The following is a 19,930-nucleotide window of genomic DNA, read 5'->3' as shown; positions in this document are numbered from 1 at the left end:
TTTACTACTTTTGAGGCATATCATCAAAAATGATATGCCTTTTTTATATGATGGATTTTGAAGTAAGTAAACAGTTAGAAAATGATTTTGAGAAGTATATGTTTAAATTCTATGCTAAATTTAAGCGATTCTCTATAGAAGATTTTGGTGCTTTTGCAGCTACACTAATTAATTACAATGTTCAAAACCATTTAATAGATGCAAAGACAAAGCAAGAATATGCTTATTTTCTAACTTCATTGTACAACAAAGGAATTGGTAACAGAATTACTGAAGAACATCTTCAATTTATTTCCCAAGCAATAGCTTCAGATTCTTCAGTGGATTTTAATATTGTACAAGAGATATTTAGTTAATTATTCTTGAATTGTCCAAACTAATTCTTCTACAGCATAACCTGCTGTTCTAGCATATTCTAAATATTTAGCTTGCAGTTCAGGTGTAATCGTTTTAGTGCGAGAAAGAATCCACATATAATCTAGATTTTCCCCGAAAACCAATGCGTATTCGTAATTTCCCCCAATATGCATAATATTATAACCTGAATAAAATGGACCGAAAAAAGATACTTTCAAAGCACCTTCGTTAGGTTCCCCTAAAAATTTAGCTTTTCCAACACTTTGTTTAAGTTTATTATCCTTTATCTTCACTCCTGAATTAATCACTTTAATGCTTCCATCTTCGTTCAAAGAATAGTTAGCCTTCACATTTTTCAAACCTTTTTCCCAAAAGAAATCTAAACGAGCAATTTCATACCATTCTCCCAGATATTTTTCCAATTCAAAATCTTTAATAACTGGTAGAGTTGATTTTACGGGTTTCCAAATGTTGTATATAACTGTGCCGGCGGCGGCTGCTGTGAGTAATAGCAATGATTTTTTCTTGTCCATGAATTTGTAAGCTTTTAAGTTTAACAAAATAGTGACTGCAAAAGTTTAACCATTTTTATAATTTTGTAAAAATTTTAAGTTTTGTATTCAAAAGAAGAAGCTAAGCGTTTAAAAGAAAATTTCTGGACTACCTTTGGTCAATATATGTCAGCAGTGCCCTCAGCTGATGGCGATAAGGTGAACTGGGTGAATTACAAAACTGGAGTTAAAGATCTATACTTTCGTATGGATGCTACCAATAAATCAGCGCATATCTTTATTGAAATCACACATCCTGATTCTAGCATACGACAACTTATATTCGATCAATTTAAAGAATTGAGCCATATATTACACGATACGCTTCAAGAGGAATGGGAGTGGGACGAAGTGTATTATGATGAAAGCGGAAAGCAAACGGCACGAATTTCAACTTCCTACAATCAGAAAATATCTATTTTTAATAAAGATCAATGGCCAGATTTGATTAGTTTTTTCAAACCGCGTCTTATAGCATTGGACGAGTTTTGGTCCATGGCAAAATATTCATTCGAAATTTTTAAATAATAATCATATGAAAAACAAAATAAATGCAGTTTTACTCGTAGCAGCAAGTTTGATTTTCGGTCAAATTGAAAAAGCAAGCGCATGGGGTATGACTGGTCACCGTGTTATTTCTGAAATTGCGGAAAAGCATTTAACAAAAAAAGCTAAAAAGAATATTCAAAAAATAATAGGTAATCAAAAGATTGCATATTGGTCTAACTGGGGAGATTTTATTAAGTCAGATCCAGATCCCGCTTTGAATACGACAGGTTCATGGCATTTTGTTAATACACCAGGTAATTTGACTTTCGAACAATTCAACCAAGAATTGCAAAATTCACCAGAAAACAACTTATACAAGTCTTATTTACGTGTAAAAGCTGAAGCTAAAAATGCTAGAGAATTACCATTGAAACAACAACAGCATAATTTCTACTATATCATTCACTTATTCGCGGACGCACATCAGCCAATGCATGTTGGTAGAGCAGAAGACTTAGGCGGTAATAAGATTGAAGTGATGTTTTTTGGTAGAAAAACTAATATTCACCGCGTTTGGGATTCGGATTTAGTAGATAATGAAAAATACAGCTTTACAGAGTATGCTTCGGTATTAGATGTTTATGCTAAAGATTACTACAAAAAATACGATGTATCTTTTGAGCAAGCCTTATTCGAAACCCACGAATTATCTAATAAAATCTATGCTGACGTAGAGAATAATGCAAACTTAAGCTATAAATACATATACGATTTCAAATATCCGATGGAAGAAGCTTTGTTGAAAGCAGGTATTCGTCTTGCTAAAGAATTAAATGAAATTTACGGATAATATAGCTCGATTCTTTATTGGAATTAGTAAAAAATAGCTTTCCGAATATTAATATCTAAATTGTAACTTTGCACTATGTCTGAAAAAATTATTATCCTTGATTTTGGATCGCAATACACGCAGTTGATTGCACGTCGTGTGAGAGAACTGAATGTTTATTGTGAGATTCATCCTTTTAATAATGTTCCTGATTTTGATGATAACGTAAAAGGCGTTATTTTCTCTGGAAGTCCTTACTCCGTACGTCAAGAGGATGCTCCTCAAATTGACTATAAATCTATTCAATCACGTTTCCCTTTATTAGGTGTTTGTTATGGTGCACAATATTTAGCACAGCAATCGGGCGGCGAAGTTTTGCCATCTGAAATTCGTGAGTATGGTAGAGCAAACTTACAGTTTGTCGATGATTCTAATGAATTGTTGAAAGGTATTCCAGCACAATCACAAGTTTGGATGTCTCATGGAGACACTATTAAAGAAGTTCCTGCCACTTTCAAGGTAATAGCAAGTACAGACAAAGTACGTGTAGCAGCTTACCACGTAGAAGGTACTAAAACTTATGGTATTCAATTTCACCCAGAAGTAACTCATAGTACAGATGGTCAGATATTAATCAAAAATTTCGTAGTAAATATATGTCGTTGTTCGCAAGATTGGACTTCTGAATCATTTGTAGAGACAACTGTAGCAGAACTTAAAGAGCAATTAGGTAATGATCATGTTATCATGGCATTATCTGGTGGTGTGGATTCAACAGTTGCTGCTGTATTATTACATCATGCAATAGGTGAGAGATTACACTGTTTCTTTGTAGATCACGGTTTGTTGCGTAAGAATGAATACGAACAGGTATTGGATTCTTACAAAAATATGGGCTTAAACATCAAAGGTGTGAATGCTAAAGAATTATTCTATAGCAAACTTGAGGGTGTTAAAGAACCAGAAGCTAAACGTAAAATTATTGGTGCTGCTTTCATCGATGTATTCGATCAGGCATCAAAAGATATTCAAAAAGAATTACCAGAAGGTGCTGAAGCGAAATGGTTAGGTCAAGGTACTATCTATCCTGATATTATTGAATCCATCTCTGTCAAAGGTCCTTCTGCTACAATCAAATCTCATCACAACGTAGGAGGTTTACCAGACTACATGAAATTGAAGGTAATAGAGCCTTTAAAGACCTTGTTTAAAGATGAAGTTCGTCGTGTAGGTAAAACTTTGGAAGTAGATCCTAATATCTTAAATAGACATCCATTCCCAGGTCCAGGTCTAGGAATTCGTATTTTAGGTGATATCACAGAAGAAAAGGTACGAATTTTGCAAGATGCTGATGATATTTATATCCGTAATCTGAAGGAATCAGGTTGGTACGATAAAGTATGGCAAGCAGGAACAATCTTTTTACCTGTACAATCAGTTGGTGTAATGGGCGATGAACGTACTTACGAACACGTAGTAGCGTTGAGAGCTGTAGGATCATTGGACGGAATGACAGCAGATTGGATTCACTTACCATATGAGTTATTAGCTAAGATTTCGAATGAAATAATAAATCATGTTAAAGGAATCAACAGAGTTGTATATGACATCAGTTCAAAACCACCAGCAACAATTGAGTGGGAATAAGAAATTGAGAAAATCTTATTTTATATATGCTGTTTCTTTACTTTTAGGAGTGTCTGCGTGTGCTCCTAAAAGTACTGTATTGCGTGCGCCTTCTAATACAGGTCAGGTAAGTAGTGCGGATACTAATGCAGCTAAAGTTGCGGAAGAGAAATCTGCAGCAGAAGAAAAAGCAGCTTCCGAGAAAGAAAAGAAAATTGCAGCTGAAAGAAGCATCGCTTTATTGTTGCCTTTTCAGCTTGATAATATCAATGCTCTAGGCGTTCAAGAGAATGATGTAAAAAGATCTGCTTTAGCCTTAGATTTCTATCAAGGTTTTCAATTGGGGCTTCAAGAAATCTCTAAAAACTCTAAGCCTTATAAATTAAAAGTTATTGATTCAAAGGATAATGCTTATTTCAATTCAACTTTAGCTACATCTGAAGAAATTGAACAATCGGGTATTATTGTTGGCCCTGTTTATCCAATAGAAATCAAAGCTTTTGGTAATAATTTAATAAATAAGGACAAGCTAATTATCAATCCTTTGGCGGCATCACCCGCTTCCGAGTTTGGGTTGCAAAATCTGGTGACCATCACACCATCGATAAAATCACATACCAATGGAATAGCCAAACGCGTGGCAAATGATTTTATGACGGGCGATATTATTATTATTTACAACACACCAGACAATGATAGCAGACAATTTTTGAACGGTATGTTGTCTGCAATTAAAGAGCAAAAGCCGAATGTAAATATTATTTCTGTTTCTACATTAGCGCAGCTGAATGAGAAACTTTCACAAACAGGCTCTAATTTGGTGGTAAGTGGTACTACGGACAAAACGCAGTTGAATAATTTAATCAGTAATCTTTCTAGAAAAAATGCTGAATCTTTTTATTCAATTAAGTTGTACGGTCATCCGCTTTGGGATCGTTTTGATTTCAGTAATCACAGCAATTTCTATAGTTTGCATCCTATTATTACGACAGAAAGTAATTTTAAAGCGTGGACGAATACAGCGCGTAACTTTAGAGAATCTTACAGACAAAAATTTGGTGTATTGCCATCTGATCAATCATATAAAGGATATGATGTCGCAGTCTACTTCGGTAAACTTATTGACAGATATGGTGTAAACAATTTGAAGTCAAAATTAACTGGAGAATCTTATAACGGATTGTTCAATACGTATAAATTCGAATATCACGACAATTGGGGATTTACCAACGAAGCTGTAAACTATAAAGAATACATGCACGGTACATTCCAATTACAATAAATTCTATGGCAATAAATGAAAAACGTGTAGCTCAACATTTTCGCAATTTCGAAAGAGCACTGAGTGGATATAACTACAACGAGCCCTTATCTCGATATCTGACACGATTTTTTAAAGAAAATAAACAAATGGGGTCATCTGATAGAAAGATGACCTCTCGTTTTATTTACAATTATTTTCGTCTTGGAAATGCATTAAAAGATGCTAATCTTTTAGATAAATTATGCTTTGCAGAATATCTTTGCGAAGTAGAGTCTTCGTTATTGGCATTACATTATCCAGGCTTGGCTGAATTCAGTTCAGAATCCCTGGAATATAAATTAAACCATCTTCAATCTAAAATCAATTTGGATTGGAAAGAAGTTTTTCCGCTGTTAGACCATTTATCAGAAAGTGTAGAAAAAGAAAGTTTTGTGAGGAGTCATTTTGTACAGCCTGATTTATTTATTCGAATTAAGCGCGGAAATGAACTCTTAGTTTCTTCTTCTTTGAAAGAAAAAGGGATAGCTTTCAAAGAGCTTAATCCTAATACACTAGCTCTTCCCAATGGATTTCGTTTGCAAGATTTTTCGAAGTTGGAAGGAAAACATGAAGTTCAAGATTTGTCTTCACAAAAAACTATATCTTTCATGGAAGCCTCTTCTGCTGAAAAATGGTGGGATGCCTGCGCTGCATCAGGAGGTAAAGCGTTGATGTTTTTAGATAAATACCCTAAAGTAGACCTTTTGGTATCTGATATTAGACTCTCCATTTTAAGAAATCTAAATGATCGTTTTGATAAAGCTAAACTCGCTTCACCGAAACGTCAAAAAGTATTAGACTTAACATTAGATACTACAACTATATTAGGTAAAGAGGAATTTGACGGAATTATTTTAGATGTACCTTGTTCTGGTTCAGGGACCTGGGGGCGTACTCCCGAAATGATTCAGCAATTTTCTAAACAAAAACTGCAAGAATTTTCTGATTTACAAAAGAAAATAGCTTCTAATGTGGTAAAACATCTGAAAATAGGCAAACCATTAATTTATATGACTTGCTCCGTTTATGCAGATGAAAATGAACAAGTCGTGAACTATTTAGTCGATCAATTTGGTTTCAAAATTGAAAAAATGGAATTGATAAAAGGATATGAAAATAAAGCCGATAGTATGTTTGCTGCACGCTTAATTCGTATGCGTTAACTGCAATTGATCGGAACTACTAGTACTGGGACATTAGCTTTTCGGATTACAGACTCTGAAACACTACCCGATATAAAGTGATCGAAACCTGATCTGCCATTAGTTCCCATGACAATAAGGTCAGCAGACCATTCGCTTGCTAAAAGAAGTATTTCCTCTTTTATATTCCCAATGCGAGTGTAAGTAAATACTTCAGCAATAGATTGGAATTCATTAGCCACTTTAGCAACGTACTGTTCCGCTGTATTTTGTTGAATCTCGGTAATTTCTGGCACTAATATAGGTTGCTGTCCCAATAGCGGGTCAGCACCGTATGTGGAAGGACTAGTTGGGGGTATAACGGTAAGAAGAGCAATAGAAACTTCTTCATTAGCAATCAAATCTTTTGTGTAATTAACAATTTTATCTGTACAAGGTGATTCATCAACTGCCAACAATATTCGACGAAATTTTTTCATATCTGTAATATTTAATTGATTTAAAAGTATCTTCGTAGTATCAAAACAATTGAAAACGTCTTAATGTTTTAAACAATAAACGCACATGAGTATTTACGCATGCAACCTCAGTATAGTGCCATTAAGAGCTGAATCTTCGCATCGAAGTGAAATAGTTAGTCAGGTATTATTTGGAGAGAATTTTGAAATACTAGAAGAGGGAATAGACTTTACACGCATTCGGCTTTTGGAATCAAAATATGAAGGATGGATTCAAAAGCATCAATTTGCACCAGTAATATTAGCTGGAGTCAATAAAAATGTGATTGTAGACATCTATGGCGCTAAAGCAACAAGCGATTCCAGAACAGTAAATCTACTGCATGGAACGGCAATTACCGGCAATACCCTTAATATTGGTGAAGAACATTATACTATTGTAGGTGCATTGCGCGAAACTACCTTAGCTGATTTTGAAACGGAATTTCCAAAACTTATTCAGTACTACGTAAATACACCTTATATGTGGGGTGGAAGATCTATTTTCGGAATTGATTGTTCAGGATTTAGTCAGGTTGTTTATAGACATTTTGGAGTATCGTTGCTTCGGGATGCTTATCAGCAAGCTGAAAGCGGAATAACAGTTGATTTTTTGACAGAAATTAAGGCTGGAGATTTAGCATTCTTTGATAATGAAGCTGGTAAAATAACTCATGTCGGTGTTATGATTGACAGCGAAACTATTATTCATGCTTCAGGACGTGTCAGAATTGACAAAATGGATAGCCAAGGTATATTCAATGCTGAATTGAATCGTTATACACACAACCTACGCATTGTAAAACGTTACTTTTAAATTTATATTTCCATGACTTTACAAGCGAATAACTATTATATACTAGCAAGTTCACAATTATTTCCTTTCAGCGCAGCTGTAAATCCTTCAACTGAAGAATCGGATGTTATTAAAATCGCGAAAGAGGCGTATGACTTTGTCTTAAACAAACAATATACCGAGGCTTTACAAAGCTATAGCAAAGCTATTTCCTTATTCCCAGAACAACCTTTCTTCTACGCTTGTCGTTCTATTTTACATCGATTCAATGGCGATGACGAAAGTTCTTTTTACGATTATCAAGTCGCTAAAAGAATGGACTTCAATTATCATCATTATTTAGAATGGTTAGAAAACCAAGGTGAGATGTTGGAATCAGAAGAACTTTTGGAGATTACAAAAAGTTTGGTAGTACAGCCTGATAATGCCCAACTACTTATTAATCGGGCTATGCTACAGGTGCAACATTTTAATTATGCCGAAGCAATAAGCGATTATTCTAAAGGGTTTGTTTTGAATAATGATACGACGATTCTAATATCACGAGCAGCTATATATATGTATGTGTTGCAGTATGATAAAGCACTATCAGATTTGAATTTAGTTTTGGAGACGAACCCCTCATTAGATGCTTATTTATATCGTGCAAAATTATATGCTGCTATTAAGGAATATGATGCGGCCTTAAAAGATTTTGATGCAGCGTTGCAAGTGGATAATCAAAATACAGCAATTTATGAAGAGCGAGCTCAATTGTTCGAACAATTGGAACAGTTTGATAAAGCTATAGCGGATTATTCGCAAATTATTTCACAAAATGCAGATGACTTTTATGCCTATGTTTTGCGTGCCGATATTTACGAAAAAACAGAAAATTGGGAAGAAGCCATAGCTGATTACACTTCTGCTATTCAATTAAATCCTTATTATTCAGATTTGTACCAATATCGTGGGACATTGCTCGAAAAAGTTGGGGATAGAGCAGGAGCGGAGGCAGACTTCGCTAAATTTGAAGAATTAGAGGAGGAAGATTAGTAATTTAAACTATTGGTTATCCCTGCTGTCTAATCGAAAACAAATCTGTAAATGAAACAAACTTATTTAAAAAAAGCGTTTAAGTTATTCAGTGCTTACAAAGCACATCAATTGACTTCAGACGATTTGAACAAGGCAGACGCTAAAGCTCTGCACTTGAATGATAAGATGAATGATTTCAAGGTTTTGGTCAATATGGCCAAAGATATCATGGCTGGTAAATATAAAGTCAATGCTTGGAATGCTTCTATTATCGTCGCAACCATTATTTATGTGGTTTCACCAATAGACGCGATTCCAGATATTATACCTGTATTAGGCTGGTTGGATGATGTGACAATTGTCGGATATGCGTTGAGCAAATTATCTGAGGAGCTCAAACGCTACAAAATCGAGACAGCAAGTATTTAATAATAAAACTTAAAATTTAGAGCCGTATATTACACTATACGGCTTTTTCTTTTATTTTTACAGTATGTCAAAGTCAAATGCCTACCTTAAGAAAATAAAAGATCTAGCTGCTAAAAATCTAGCTGAAGGTGAACTGTTTTTAAATCAGAATGCGGAAAAAGAAACCGTAATTAGTTTGCCATCAGGACTGCAATATGAAATTTTACAAGAAGGAACTGGAAAAATTCCAACCAAAAAAGATAAAGTATTATGTCATTACAAAGGTCAATTGCTGAATGGTGAAGTATTTGATAGTTCTTACAAAAGAAAACGTCCAGAATCTTTTTTTGTACATGAACTCATTAGAGGATGGCAAGAAGCTTTGACTTTAATGCCCGTTGGAAGTAAATGGAAATTATTTATACCTGCTCATTTAGCATATGGTTTTGAGGCTTTGACTCCTACAAATGGAGGAAATTGTACACTTATATTCGAAATGGAGTTAATTTCTATTCTTTAGTATGAGAAGAATTATAGCTACCGCAATGAGTTTCGTATTGTCTAGCATGCTGTTCGGACAAACATCATTGAATGAAAGTCCTGGAGGAATTCTATCCATTAAGAAAGGCCAAGAATTCAGGACAATAGCACAAGGCTATGCTCATCTTGAAAAAAGTATTCTTATTACGAACGAAACTCGATTTCGAATGGCTTCTGTCAGCAAGCAATTCACGGCAATGGCCGTGTATCTTTTGATTCAAGATGAAAAATTAAACTTTGATACTCCAATTAGAAATATTTTTCCAGAACTTCCAGTCTCCTGTAAAAAGATTCAAATACAACATTTACTAAACCATACCTCGGGGTTGGTCGATTATGAAAATGTAATCCCTACTTCGCAAAAGATGCAATTATCTGATGCAGATGTGTTAAAATTGATTCAAAATTTGGATACGGTATATTTTGAGCCTGGAACTCAATTTCAATATAGTAATACGGCATATTGTCTATTATCTCTAGTCGTTGAAAGAGTGAGCAAACAACCTTTTGAAGACTTTTGTCGAACACGAATTTTTAACTATTTAGGAATGCAAGATGCTCAAATATCTGCTTCACATGGTTTCGAACGAAGAGCATTTGGATATCATCCTAAAGATTCTGTTTTTCAATTTGCGGACCAAAGCATTACTTCTGCAACGCGTGGGGATGGAGGCGTATACATTTCTGCAGATGATTTTGGGAAATGGCTTGGTAAGAAAAATCCGCTTTTGAGTGCAAGGTTCTTTAAGGACTTAGAAACATACAAAGTTCCAGTAAAAGATGAGGTATATTATAGTTTAGGGTTTTTCTTTACCAAATCTGAAGATGGAAATTTAACTTTATTTCATTCTGGTGAAAGTATTGGCTTTCATAATATTATGCTTTTTCAACCGCAGCATGATTTAATTATAGCTTTATTTACAAATCGTGATGATAAGTATATTGTGAAAGTATGGGAAATAGCAATGAAGGACGAGAATATAATAATCCCAAATATTAAGGAGTCTTTATTTTTATGGTTGAATAAAGTGTATAATGGAGATATATAAAAGGAAGCTAGATCTAGCTCCCTTTTATATGTCAGATAATTTAAAAATATCTTTTACGCGAATTCCTTTTTCGGTTTGTTGTAAAGTACAGCATTCATTTACAGGATCATGCTCAAAAAACAATATATATTCATTATCGACCGCTTCTTGCCAATAGGATTTTCTTTCTTCCATCGTGACTAAAGGGCGCACATCATAACTCATCACATAGGGAAGGGGAATGTGACCCACTGAAGGCAATAGATCTGCCATATAGAGAATTGTTTTCCCTTTATATTGAATTTGCGGTAACATCATGGCTTCTGTATGTCCGTATGCATAACGAACTTGAATATCATCGGCATACGATTGACCTTCCTGGATGAAATTAAGTTGACCCGATTCTTGAATTGGAAGAATGTTTTCTTTTAGAAAAGAAGCTTTTTCTCTTGGATTAGGATCTATTGTTGCCCAATTCCAATGCTTTTCATTACTCCAAAATTTGGCATTTTTAAAAGCTGGAATAAAACGTTCACCTTGCATTTTGATAGCTCCACCACAATGATCAAAGTGAAGATGGGTCAAAAATACATCCGTTATATCGTCCCGATGAAAACCAAATTTAGCTAATGACTTATCTAATGTATCGTCTCCATGCAGATAATAATGACCGAAAAATTTGGCGTCTTGCTTATCACCCAATGCGGTATCGACTAGTGTTAGTCTGTTCCCATCTTCAATTAGCAACAGTCTATTTGCCCATGTACAAAGGTTGTTGGCATCAGCAGGATTTGTACGTTGCCACAATGATTTGGGTACTACACCAAACATCGCCCCACCATCCAGTTTAAAGAAACCTGTGTCAATAGTATATAATTTCATCTTAGATTTTCGAATAATACTTATTCCAAAGGTATCAAAATAATAGGTGTGATGTTAACTACCGTAGAAGGTTTTTGCCTTTTGTTCTAAATGGGTTATCAAGTATTCCATATAATCAACTCCATTTAGTTGTCCTGCTGCACTTAAAGCGCCAGGACTAAAAACATTAATCTCCATGATTTTATCTCCAACAATATCTAATCCCACCAGATACATACCATCAGAACGAAGTTTATCGCTTACTTTTTTGACCAAAGTTAAAGTTTCTTCCGTCACAGTAGCAACCTCTGCTGTAGCTCCTTGATGAATATTGCTGCGAATTTCACCTTGTGGTTGTACGCGCTGCAATGCCGCATATTTTCCATCAATAACAATCGGTTCCCCATCTAACAAGAAAAAGCGCATGTCTCCTTTGGTCGCTTCTGGCAAATATTCTTGACCGATAACATAACCATCTCTTGCAATTACTTCTACAGTTTGTTTTAGATTATGTAGTTCATTAGGACTTATCATAAACACATTTTTACCGCCAGATCCTTTTAAAGGTTTTAGAATTATTTTATCATTCTGACTATTCATGAAATCTAAAATATCACTGTAATTGCGTGTTACGACAGTTTTTGGTCGAATTTCTCTCGGGAAATTTTCCAAATACAATTTATTGCTCGCTTGAATCAATTCATCAGGATCATTAATAACTAATCTTCCTAATTTTTTAAGCAATTGTGCAAACTGTAGTCCCATAGATGCTGCCCACGGCCTGTTCAGCATATCCATGACAGGATCAAATCGTAACCACAATATATCCACATCCATCATAGAAATTCTTTCTTTAGGTTGTTTTTTCAATTTTTCTAAAAGTTCTTCATTATCCGATACAGTTACCTCAGGCCCTATTTGACGAACATGGGCATCAATGTGCGTATCATCAACGTAAACAAAATCTGCTAAACCTATATACATAATTATATGACCACGTTTTAGGGCATGTAACGCCATCCATGTTGTCGAAAAATAAGATTCTTCTTTATGCGTTTGATTTATTAGAAATGCTATTTTCATATAATTATTTAATAAGTTTAAATATAGATCCTTCTTTTTTTATCATGTCTAAGCGTGAGGCGTAAGCTTTTGATAAGTAACGCGGGGTGACAGCTGGCTGTCTCAAATATCCTCTCTGTATCAAATCCTGGATAATTGGAATGTAATCTTTTCGGATTTTCCCAATTGTCAAAATATTAATATCATGTCCCTCACGTATATATTCAATAAGCTCTATTAATCCCTGTAAATACACAGCATCTTTGGTCAATCCTCCTCCGCGATATACGCGCATAGCAATCAGAAAAGCTACATCTTCAGTAAAACAGTATTGTTCAACTAACATCGAAAATGTATCGATGAAGGTATTTCCCATCAACATATGTCGCACACAAATTACTCGAGCAGCCAGGATTTTTAATCTTTCATTGTTCAATCCATTGACCATATACTCGGCAAATACAGCTAAACCTTCTTGCAATTTTTCATATCCAGGCACTCCCAAACTAAATAACTGTAGGGATTGTGATTTTCCGTTAAAATAAGTTGCAATATGTGTTCCTACCTCATGCTGTATCAGTGCTTCGGCTCTTTCTTTGGTGATTTTATAATTGGAACTTATATTAAGCACCCCGCGATTTACCATTACACCTGATACATCATTACGAACACGTACGGAGGTATTTAGTTCAGGATGTTGTGATTTTAAATATTCAATTTCTGCCGTCGCCATTTGCGCGAACTGTTGCGCATTGATTTTATCTTCACTTTTGATAGATTTTACATTGTTATTTTCTATGACAGTGATGAGAGCCTCCGCAACATGCATTAATTTGTCACTCACGTTTCCAAAAACTTGTAAACTTCCATGAACAAAATCAGGAGTATTTCTGTCATCCAGCATACTCATCATTTCATCCAATTCTCTTCGTTTATCTCTAAATAAGTATGCTATATTCGGATCGTGAATATCTTCAATAGGTAGATTATATAGATTTCTTTTCACAAGATCTGGATCAATAGGCATTGGCCTATATTGAAATACAGGAGCTTTAGCATATCGATTGTTTTTGAAAGTTTGCCAAGCTTCCTGCACATTCGTAGGTGTAACCAACATTAAGAAATCAAAACGCTGACTTTCCACTAATAGTGCTTTGTCAATCTCAAAAATATTAGGTGTTATTTCCTTATGAACATTTAATTTGAACTTTGCTGGATTCAAATTAGTGTACAAGCGGAGATATTCGAAAAATGTCCGTGAAAGAGTCTTACTCATAGACTCTCGAAAATGTCTTTCCAATAACGGAAAAATATCTCCAGCGGCATTGATAAATGAATTTTTAACTCCTAATCCAATGAGGTAAATATTATCCTCTTGTAATTGATTAAGTGAAAATAAGGGTTTGTAGTGCGGATTATTCGGTGTTTTTCTTTGTTTAATAATATTTGAGGACAGGTCTGGGGCTTCGAGCTTGATATTTTTATGGATGTATTCCACTAAAGGCAAAGCGACCTTTTGGGCTACGTAGATAGATATATCATCATTATTTGTTGTTTCTGTCCAAATCTCCACAATCAGGCAGCTCCCGAACTCTTCTTTTATTGTAAGTGCAATATCCTTAATCCATTGATCTACCGCATCGGACTCATATTTAAAAATAATGCTGGAAAGCTGCGATTTTGCAAGATCTGAAATCATGCTTTGCTTAGTTTCAGAATATGGAATACGATATAAAAAGAAATAAGGAACTACTTTGTTGAATACTACTTTGCCCACATGGGGAATCTGTTCATGGAAAGATTCCCTATTGCGGATCGATGTTTTGATATGTTTTAATAATTTTTCTTCCACTCGTGCTTACACTTGAATTTTTTGTAGGTACAAATTCATGGATTGCAAGACATTTTTCAAAAGTTGGTTGTAAACCTCAACTTTTCCTGGATAAACTTTTCCAGTCCACTCATCCATGAAATCTTTACGAAATTCAATTGAGATAACACATCCCAACTCGCCATATTGGTTGATGATGTGTTGAGCAAGATTACCTCCTTTGAATTTTACATTTTCACGCACATCAATTTTTTTATTATCAAGTTTCAATTTTTGGAAAGAAGCACTCATTTCGTCAATTAATCCTCTCCATTTTTCATGGTTGTAATAGGTGCCCAGATTAATTTGAGGATTCGCCTGTTCGTCGACTTCTTCTGAAGTACTTTTTCTTTTTGCATTGTAACTGTGAATATCAAAAATTATAAAATACCCGAATTTTTTAATCGTTGTCGATAAATGTCTTTCAATGATATAATAAATAGATTGATGCTCTCTGTATAATTCTAACAAATAATTAGAGGGAAGGTTTGCCCGAAATACATTTAATCCCCACGCTTGGTCAGGATGTAAATATACTGCATTTTCCAGATCACGGTTCAAATCTAATTGAAACCGTGAGGTGTCCACTATAAATTGATTGATAGGTAAATCTGCAATGGCGGCAGTATAAGGGTCTTCCTCGCGTAAACGCTCCGTATCCGTAAGAGCGATGTAGGGAATCAGTTCTTCGCAGATTTGGTGACCATCATGAATTGCAAATGCCCAAAATGGGCTTTCTTCATTTTTAATTTGATATAGAATTTCTAAAGACATTGGACCGTTAGTTGATTAATTTAAGAACAAACGACCAATGAAAAGGTTTGAAATAATCTGTATTTAAAATTAATTAATTATTTCAAAATGAAAGTTTTACACCAAAATACATATTTCGTGGAGAAGCGGCATTAAAATACCTTCCTCCGAATGCGTTTATATCATTTCCTAAACTGTATATTTGATTTAATAAATTGTCAACTCCCACGAAGAGTTTAAGCGTTGTGGCCAACTTAGAGAGTGGTGTTGTCCAATTTAATTTTGCTTGAACCAAATCATATTTATCCGCAAATACGATATTTGCATCATCTAAAGGAATTTCTGCTGTATGATTATGATATACGTTTAATTGAATCTGTTTGTCAAAATTGAAAATTAAGGAATTTGTAAGCGTCCAATCCGGAACCGAAGTTATTTTATTGTTGGAATAATCATTCGTTCCGTTACTATAGTTTCCAAATCTATAATGATTGTAGGAAAAGGCTGTATTGAACTGGATGGATTTCAGGAAATTATCACTTATATTCCAATATGACCAAAATGATAATTCTACGCCTTTTTGATGCATTTCACCAGCATTTGCATAATATTCTACACCAGTTTCATTCAATCTTCGTACAATACCATTATCCATATTATAGTTATAGATAGCCAAGTCGATTAGCCAACTTTTATTTGTAGGCGTTAATTTATAACCGAGTTCATAATTAATTCCACTTTCTGCTAGCAGGGATAGATTAATCATATTATCAGATGATCGCACTTCTGCTAGTGTAGGTGTGGAGTAGCCCTTGGATACAGACGCCCGAAAAGCCATTTGATTTCCGATTTGATAGGATGTGGCTACGCGAGGCATCCACACATCTTCAAAATCGATATCACCTTTACTGGCAGCATCTTCTGGAAATAGTGTTTCGAAGTGAATACTGTTTTTGTTCAAACCAAGAGAACCTTCCAGCAGCCAGTTTTTAGATAAATTAAGCTGAATACGAGAAAAGAAATTGAGTTGATCATTGTCTAGTAAATCATTAGCCTGCGGATCGCCAACTGTTCCCTTATTATTATCAAAATTGTCAATTTTATTCCAGCCTTTCGTTCCTTCTACGCCAACTTGTATTTGAAAAGGTATTATTGCATTTGATTCTTGATAAGATAAAAATGTTCTTAATCCAATATTCTTTTCTGTTCTGAACTCATAATTCGTAATAAAGGGATTTTCGAAATCCGTATACGAACCAAAAATGCCCAAGAAGTGAGAGAGTTTTTGTGAAATTTGATAGTCGTGTCCTATACCAGTGTAAAAAGTCTTGTTATAAATGGCTGCTTTTTGGTCTGTAGCACTCGAATTTGGTCCTGCGGCAGGTCGTGCGGATTGAGGATTTTCTTCATATTGTGCTAAGGTCAATCCTCCTGGTGTTTGATAGTCTAAATCAGTGTACAATACAAAAACTTTTAAGACGCCTTTCGAATTATAATTTATTTGATGAGCCGTTTGAAATGTTTTCCGATTAAAAGCAGAATTCTCACGGTATCCGTCCGAAGATAACAGCGATTGATTGAACGCAAATTGATATTTATCGGAAACCTTTCTTGTAATCCCTAAATTTTGATTAAACAAACCAAAAGAACCAGCTGTTATCTGTAATGAAATATCATTAGGTGCATTCGTAAGGCCTAATGGCTGAATACGGATCACCCCTCCTGAATTTGCCCCAAAAAGAGAACCATCTGGACCTTTTATTACTTGTACTTGCGAAATAGCTAGCGGATCCAAAATATTAAAATAGGTATTACCTCCTGCATCGGTAAAAAGTAATTCATCTATATAAACTTTTGTATTACGTATTCCGAAGGGAGAGCGAATTAAACTTCCACGCATAGCCAGTCTATAAGAGCCAGGCGAGCGTTCTTCCATACGAATTCCTGGAACACTATTCATAGCCGAAGTAAGTGTAGTGGGACTTTGTGATTGGATAATAGTGGAAGAAACAGTATGCGCGCTACTTGTTAATTCTAGAATAGATTGATTGGTAAAATATTGTTTAACCTCGACGGGTTGCAAACTAATTTGAGATGTAGAAGTGGTATCAGATTGTGCAAATAATCCATTTGAAAAGGAAATGAGTCCTAACAAAAAACAATATTTCATAAATAAATAAGAATTAAAAAGCTTCGTTTAAACCTAAAAATAAACCTCTTTGGCCAAATTTACCAAAGGCGTAATCCACACATAAATTTGTTCGTGTCAGTTTATTAAACAATATACGTAATCCAGCACCTCCAGCAGGCTGCCATTGCCTGAACATTTTACTTCCGATTTCGTCATCGATAGTTTGTAAATTTCCAAATACAACACCACTTAAAAATTGGTTGCGGAGAATAGGAAATCTATATTCTATCTCACCATAAGCATAGGACTTACCACGAAAATAACCATTCGTATAACCTCTTCCAGATCGCGCGTATGGATCTTTTCCTGTTCCAGGTAAATCTAAATATCCTAAATCACCGCCCACGTTATAAGAACCGTAATACCAAAAAGCAAGTACATGATTAGGCCTCATGGTTGATAACTGCCAGTATTTACGAAAGTCAGTAAGCAATTGAAAACCTTCTTGAGAACTTCCCAGCCAGGTTTGGTTAGCTCGTAGTACGATATCAGTGTAAGTTCCTTTGTATGCGCTATTTGGATTATCTCGTGTCATATATTGCACATTGAACATCAATCCATTATTGTTGTTCATGGTAGAACTGTAACCTTTTTGTTGGCTGTAGATTTCTAATGGATTATTTTCATCCGAACCAAGTGTGGTAATATTTCTTTTCAAATCAAAGTATACCCCAGCACCTAAAAATAAGTTTTCTGAAAGCTGGCGATAAATTCGTTCACTCAATCCATAGACGGTATAATTATTTACATATCTTATTCTGTCGGGATTATTCAAAATGTATTCTTCTGGAGAAGGATTTTCCAATGGAACACCGATTCCTAATCCATAATCCAAGCCGACCATTTTGGCAATATGAAGACTTCCTTTGAGATTCCAATTATTTTCTTTGGTATAAGTGTCGTGAAAAAGATAGCCTATAATAATTCCTTTAGTTGTATAATTTAGCGCTGTTGCAAACACAGACATGCTCGTGTTTTCTTTTTCTCCGAAGTGAACACCGCCTACAGCTTTAAGCCCAATCTGGAAACCTATGCTAGGATTATAATTAATATTTGGTAAATATGAAATTGGAGAACGTTTTTTTGCAAAATTTTCTTTACTTTTATTCTTAAACGGATTTATATCCTTTAAAAGATCGACTATATCATAAAGAGAGTCAGTGTGTTGTGAGGTTGATGATTTTGTGTCAGAAGTGTTTTTTAAGGAATCTAAATGATGATGAGTACCATTAATTTGCCCTACTGACGTATTAAAACCAATTAAAAAAAATATAAGTAAGCAGATAAAATATTTAAGTAGATTTTCCAAGTACATTAAATTATAAGCGTTGTGCATGTTTATTCAATCTGTAAAAATAGAATAAACAAATGATAATCACGATTATATAGTTTAATAAAACAATTCAAAATACTAAATTGTTACCTATCTATATTTAGGTAATAAGATATGATAGTAAAACATGAAGATAGTGGTTACAAAGGTGCATTTATTGCGTTGGAAGACGGAGTAAAGATAGGAGAGATGACCTATTCAAAGGCGGGAACAGATAAAATAATAATAGACCACACCGAAGTAGATGAGAATCAAAAAGGTAAGGGCGTAGGAAAAATACTTTTGTCGAAAGCGGTAGATTTCGCTCGAGAAGGTAATATTAAGATAGTTCCGTTATGTCCATTTGCAAAATCGGTATTCGATAAGGACATCGATATTCGTGATGTTAGGGCATAAAATTTATGTAATTTGGGGTTAGTGGAGTTCTTGAAAGAAATTTCAAGAACTCTTTTTATTTTCACCTTCTTACGCTTGAGACAGTTTACGAATCAAATCAATAAAATTGTTTGAGTTCGTTTTGTTCAAAATATTTTTTCTATGCGTATCCACTGTATACTTGCTTGTACAAAGTTTATTTGCAATTTCTGTACTGTTCAATCCTTCTTGTACCAATTTCAAAATTTCAAGCTCTCGCTTTGTTAGTTTATAACAGTTTTCCATATCTAAATAAATGTTACGCGTCTTATCGTATAATCGACGGTCATTTATAGGACGCTCCTGATAATCATTTATTCGTTGGTGAATGACTAAAGTCTTGGTTAAATCGCCTGTATTACTAACTTCTAAAGCCTGGCAAGTTTGTTTTATAGTAATATAATTTCCTTCTTTTGTTCTTATTTTATAAGTATAAGAGTAGAGATAATTAAAGTGTTCGTTGAATCTTAATTTGTTCTTAAATAGTAAATCTTTCTCTTCACATTCAAAGAAATAATCTTTGTCATCAGGGTGAATAATCTCAATAAGATCTTCCACGGTAAAAGTTTTCTCGTCGTAGCCAGTTATAGTATTAAATGCAGCATTCATAAATGAAATTACATTTAAATCGCAGTCGAATATAAAATAGTAGCTATCAACTAGGGATTTATTTTCTTGTTCTTTTGTTGTAATAGAATTCTGTTTATGGAATAAATCCTTCCATCTTTCATTTTTAATTTCAATAGACATATTTGGTAGTGTTTGGTACGCAAATATACCTAATGTTATCGCATTTTGTCCGAATTTGGAATTGATATTTGCTGGATAAAAATAAAATTAACATTAGGTAAATGTAATATTTT

At 34.5% G+C, this 19,930-nt stretch carries 21 protein-coding genes; 12 read left to right on the top strand and 9 right to left on the bottom strand.

Translation table 11 applies throughout. The features are described 5' to 3' along the window. The first annotated feature begins 29 nt into the window (after positions 1 to 29). Positions 30 to 356: a hypothetical protein gene (locus H8B04_RS02380; RefSeq protein ID WP_190301326.1), complete on the top strand. Its 327-nt coding sequence runs from the start codon at positions 30 to 32 to the stop codon at positions 354 to 356. Here H8B04_RS02380 and H8B04_RS02375 read toward each other — a convergent pair whose 3' ends face one another. After that, positions 357 to 890, bottom strand: a complete 534-nt coding sequence (locus H8B04_RS02375; RefSeq protein ID WP_165289623.1) for a lipocalin family protein — start codon at positions 888 to 890, stop codon at positions 357 to 359. A gap of 81 nt (positions 891 to 971) precedes the next feature. Here H8B04_RS02375 and H8B04_RS02370 point away from each other — a divergent pair, with 81 nt between their 5' ends. From H8B04_RS02370 to H8B04_RS02350, 5 genes are all read left to right on the top strand, one after another. After that, the gene (locus H8B04_RS02370) at positions 972 to 1,436 is read left to right on the top strand and encodes a DUF4268 domain-containing protein (RefSeq protein ID WP_165289624.1); all 465 of its coding nucleotides are present in this window, start codon (positions 972 to 974) and stop codon (positions 1,434 to 1,436) included. Between the two features lie 7 nt (positions 1,437 to 1,443). After that, complete coding sequence (locus H8B04_RS02365; protein ID WP_165289625.1) at positions 1,444 to 2,247, top strand: S1/P1 nuclease; 804 nt, start codon at positions 1,444 to 1,446, stop codon at positions 2,245 to 2,247. A gap of 75 nt (positions 2,248 to 2,322) precedes the next feature. After that, positions 2,323 to 3,873, top strand: a complete 1,551-nt coding sequence (guaA, locus tag H8B04_RS02360) for a glutamine-hydrolyzing GMP synthase (RefSeq protein WP_190301325.1) — start codon at positions 2,323 to 2,325, stop codon at positions 3,871 to 3,873. Continuing rightward, positions 3,830 to 5,134, top strand: coding sequence for an ABC transporter substrate-binding protein (locus H8B04_RS02355; RefSeq protein WP_190301324.1), 1,305 nt, complete (start codon positions 3,830 to 3,832; stop codon positions 5,132 to 5,134). Before guaA ends, H8B04_RS02355 begins: the two co-directional genes overlap by 44 nt. 5 nt (positions 5,135 to 5,139) lie before the next feature. Then, entirely contained in the window at positions 5,140 to 6,318 is a 1,179-nt protein-coding gene (locus H8B04_RS02350) for an RsmB/NOP family class I SAM-dependent RNA methyltransferase (protein WP_190301323.1), read from the top strand. Here H8B04_RS02350 and H8B04_RS02345 read toward each other — a convergent pair. Beyond that, positions 6,315 to 6,776, bottom strand: a complete 462-nt coding sequence (locus tag H8B04_RS02345) for a universal stress protein (protein WP_165289629.1) — start codon at positions 6,774 to 6,776, stop codon at positions 6,315 to 6,317. The genes H8B04_RS02350 and H8B04_RS02345 overlap by 4 nt on opposite strands. A gap of 85 nt (positions 6,777 to 6,861) precedes the next feature. Between H8B04_RS02345 and H8B04_RS02340 the strand changes: the two genes are divergently transcribed. From H8B04_RS02340 to H8B04_RS02320, 5 genes are all read left to right on the top strand, one after another. Next, positions 6,862 to 7,611, top strand: coding sequence for a C40 family peptidase (locus H8B04_RS02340; RefSeq protein ID WP_190301322.1), 750 nt, complete (start codon positions 6,862 to 6,864; stop codon positions 7,609 to 7,611). Between the two features lie 12 nt (positions 7,612 to 7,623). Beyond that, positions 7,624 to 8,625, top strand: coding sequence for a tetratricopeptide repeat protein (locus H8B04_RS02335; RefSeq protein WP_190301321.1), 1,002 nt, complete (start codon positions 7,624 to 7,626; stop codon positions 8,623 to 8,625). Between the two features lie 51 nt (positions 8,626 to 8,676). Continuing rightward, positions 8,677 to 9,036 carry a YkvA family protein gene (locus H8B04_RS02330; RefSeq protein ID WP_165289632.1) on the top strand — a complete coding sequence of 120 codons (360 nt, stop codon included), beginning with the start codon at positions 8,677 to 8,679 and terminating at the stop codon, positions 9,034 to 9,036. Between the two features lie 64 nt (positions 9,037 to 9,100). After that, positions 9,101 to 9,535 (top strand): FKBP-type peptidyl-prolyl cis-trans isomerase, encoded by a 435-nt coding sequence (locus H8B04_RS02325; protein ID WP_190301320.1) that lies wholly within the window; start codon positions 9,101 to 9,103, stop codon positions 9,533 to 9,535. A 1-nt stretch (position 9,536) separates the two neighbouring features. Further along, the gene (locus tag H8B04_RS02320) at positions 9,537 to 10,604 is read left to right on the top strand and encodes a serine hydrolase domain-containing protein (protein ID WP_190301319.1); all 1,068 of its coding nucleotides are present in this window, start codon (positions 9,537 to 9,539) and stop codon (positions 10,602 to 10,604) included. Positions 10,605 to 10,628: 24 nt separating this feature from the next. Here the strand turns inward: H8B04_RS02320 and H8B04_RS02315 are convergent, their stop codons facing one another. The 6 genes from H8B04_RS02315 to H8B04_RS02290 all read right to left on the bottom strand — a co-directional run bounded on the left by H8B04_RS02315 (position 10,629) and on the right by H8B04_RS02290 (position 18,629). Continuing rightward, complete coding sequence (locus tag H8B04_RS02315; RefSeq protein WP_190301318.1) at positions 10,629 to 11,465, bottom strand: MBL fold metallo-hydrolase; 837 nt, start codon at positions 11,463 to 11,465, stop codon at positions 10,629 to 10,631. A gap of 54 nt (positions 11,466 to 11,519) precedes the next feature. After that, complete coding sequence (locus tag H8B04_RS02310) at positions 11,520 to 12,527, bottom strand: ATP-grasp domain-containing protein (RefSeq protein ID WP_190301317.1); 1,008 nt, start codon at positions 12,525 to 12,527, stop codon at positions 11,520 to 11,522. A 4-nt stretch (positions 12,528 to 12,531) separates the two neighbouring features. Continuing rightward, positions 12,532 to 14,358, bottom strand: a complete 1,827-nt coding sequence (locus H8B04_RS02305) for a flavohemoglobin expression-modulating QEGLA motif protein (protein WP_317170631.1) — start codon at positions 14,356 to 14,358, stop codon at positions 12,532 to 12,534. A 6-nt stretch (positions 14,359 to 14,364) separates the two neighbouring features. Continuing rightward, entirely contained in the window at positions 14,365 to 15,150 is a 786-nt protein-coding gene (locus H8B04_RS02300) for an N-formylglutamate amidohydrolase (RefSeq protein ID WP_165289637.1), read from the bottom strand. Positions 15,151 to 15,232: 82 nt separating this feature from the next. Then, positions 15,233 to 17,299, bottom strand: coding sequence for a TonB-dependent receptor (locus tag H8B04_RS02295; RefSeq protein ID WP_223815212.1), 2,067 nt, complete (start codon positions 17,297 to 17,299; stop codon positions 15,233 to 15,235). A 13-nt stretch (positions 17,300 to 17,312) separates the two neighbouring features. Next, positions 17,313 to 18,629, bottom strand: coding sequence for a BamA/TamA family outer membrane protein (locus tag H8B04_RS02290; protein WP_190301315.1), 1,317 nt, complete (start codon positions 18,627 to 18,629; stop codon positions 17,313 to 17,315). 138 nt (positions 18,630 to 18,767) lie between these two features. Between H8B04_RS02290 and H8B04_RS02285 the strand changes: the two genes are divergently transcribed. Next, positions 18,768 to 19,049 carry a GNAT family N-acetyltransferase gene (locus H8B04_RS02285; protein ID WP_165289640.1) on the top strand — a complete coding sequence of 94 codons (282 nt, stop codon included), beginning with the start codon at positions 18,768 to 18,770 and terminating at the stop codon, positions 19,047 to 19,049. Between the two features lie 69 nt (positions 19,050 to 19,118). Here H8B04_RS02285 and H8B04_RS02280 read toward each other — a convergent pair whose 3' ends face one another. Further along, positions 19,119 to 19,817, bottom strand: a complete 699-nt coding sequence (locus H8B04_RS02280; RefSeq protein ID WP_190301314.1) for a LuxR C-terminal-related transcriptional regulator — start codon at positions 19,815 to 19,817, stop codon at positions 19,119 to 19,121. Positions 19,818 to 19,930 lie beyond the last annotated feature (113 nt).

It is taken from the genome of Sphingobacterium litopenaei (assembly GCF_014692495.1).
Classification (GTDB): domain Bacteria; phylum Bacteroidota; class Bacteroidia; order Sphingobacteriales; family Sphingobacteriaceae; genus Sphingobacterium; species Sphingobacterium litopenaei.
Note: the sequence above shows the minus strand (reverse complement) of the source record. Positions and strands in the feature narration are given on the sequence as shown.

What these genes read in the sequence shown, in the direction of transcription:
- H8B04_RS02380 (WP_190301326.1), top strand. Translation starts at nt 30, where the DNA reads ATGATATGCCTTTTTTATATGATGGATTTTGAAGTAAGTAAACAGTTA.
- H8B04_RS02375 (WP_165289623.1), bottom strand. Translation starts at nt 890, where the DNA reads ATGGACAAGAAAAAATCATTGCTATTACTCACAGCAGCCGCCGCCGGC.
- H8B04_RS02365 (WP_165289625.1), top strand. Translation starts at nt 1,444, where the DNA reads ATGAAAAACAAAATAAATGCAGTTTTACTCGTAGCAGCAAGTTTGATT.
- guaA (WP_190301325.1), top strand. Translation starts at nt 2,323, where the DNA reads ATGTCTGAAAAAATTATTATCCTTGATTTTGGATCGCAATACACGCAG.
- H8B04_RS02355 (WP_190301324.1), top strand. Translation starts at nt 3,830, where the DNA reads ATGACATCAGTTCAAAACCACCAGCAACAATTGAGTGGGAATAAGAAA.
- H8B04_RS02350 (WP_190301323.1), top strand. Translation starts at nt 5,140, where the DNA reads ATGGCAATAAATGAAAAACGTGTAGCTCAACATTTTCGCAATTTCGAA.
- H8B04_RS02345 (WP_165289629.1), bottom strand. Translation starts at nt 6,776, where the DNA reads ATGAAAAAATTTCGTCGAATATTGTTGGCAGTTGATGAATCACCTTGT.
- H8B04_RS02340 (WP_190301322.1), top strand. Translation starts at nt 6,862, where the DNA reads ATGAGTATTTACGCATGCAACCTCAGTATAGTGCCATTAAGAGCTGAA.
- H8B04_RS02335 (WP_190301321.1), top strand. Translation starts at nt 7,624, where the DNA reads ATGACTTTACAAGCGAATAACTATTATATACTAGCAAGTTCACAATTA.
- H8B04_RS02330 (WP_165289632.1), top strand. Translation starts at nt 8,677, where the DNA reads ATGAAACAAACTTATTTAAAAAAAGCGTTTAAGTTATTCAGTGCTTAC.
- H8B04_RS02325 (WP_190301320.1), top strand. Translation starts at nt 9,101, where the DNA reads ATGTCAAAGTCAAATGCCTACCTTAAGAAAATAAAAGATCTAGCTGCT.
- H8B04_RS02320 (WP_190301319.1), top strand. Translation starts at nt 9,537, where the DNA reads ATGAGAAGAATTATAGCTACCGCAATGAGTTTCGTATTGTCTAGCATG.
- H8B04_RS02315 (WP_190301318.1), bottom strand. Translation starts at nt 11,465, where the DNA reads ATGAAATTATATACTATTGACACAGGTTTCTTTAAACTGGATGGTGGG.
- H8B04_RS02310 (WP_190301317.1), bottom strand. Translation starts at nt 12,527, where the DNA reads ATGAAAATAGCATTTCTAATAAATCAAACGCATAAAGAAGAATCTTAT.
- H8B04_RS02300 (WP_165289637.1), bottom strand. Translation starts at nt 15,150, where the DNA reads ATGTCTTTAGAAATTCTATATCAAATTAAAAATGAAGAAAGCCCATTT.
- H8B04_RS02295 (WP_223815212.1), bottom strand. Translation starts at nt 17,299, where the DNA reads ATGAAATATTGTTTTTTGTTAGGACTCATTTCCTTTTCAAATGGATTA.
- H8B04_RS02285 (WP_165289640.1), top strand. Translation starts at nt 18,768, where the DNA reads ATGATAGTAAAACATGAAGATAGTGGTTACAAAGGTGCATTTATTGCG.
- H8B04_RS02280 (WP_190301314.1), bottom strand. Translation starts at nt 19,817, where the DNA reads ATGTCTATTGAAATTAAAAATGAAAGATGGAAGGATTTATTCCATAAA.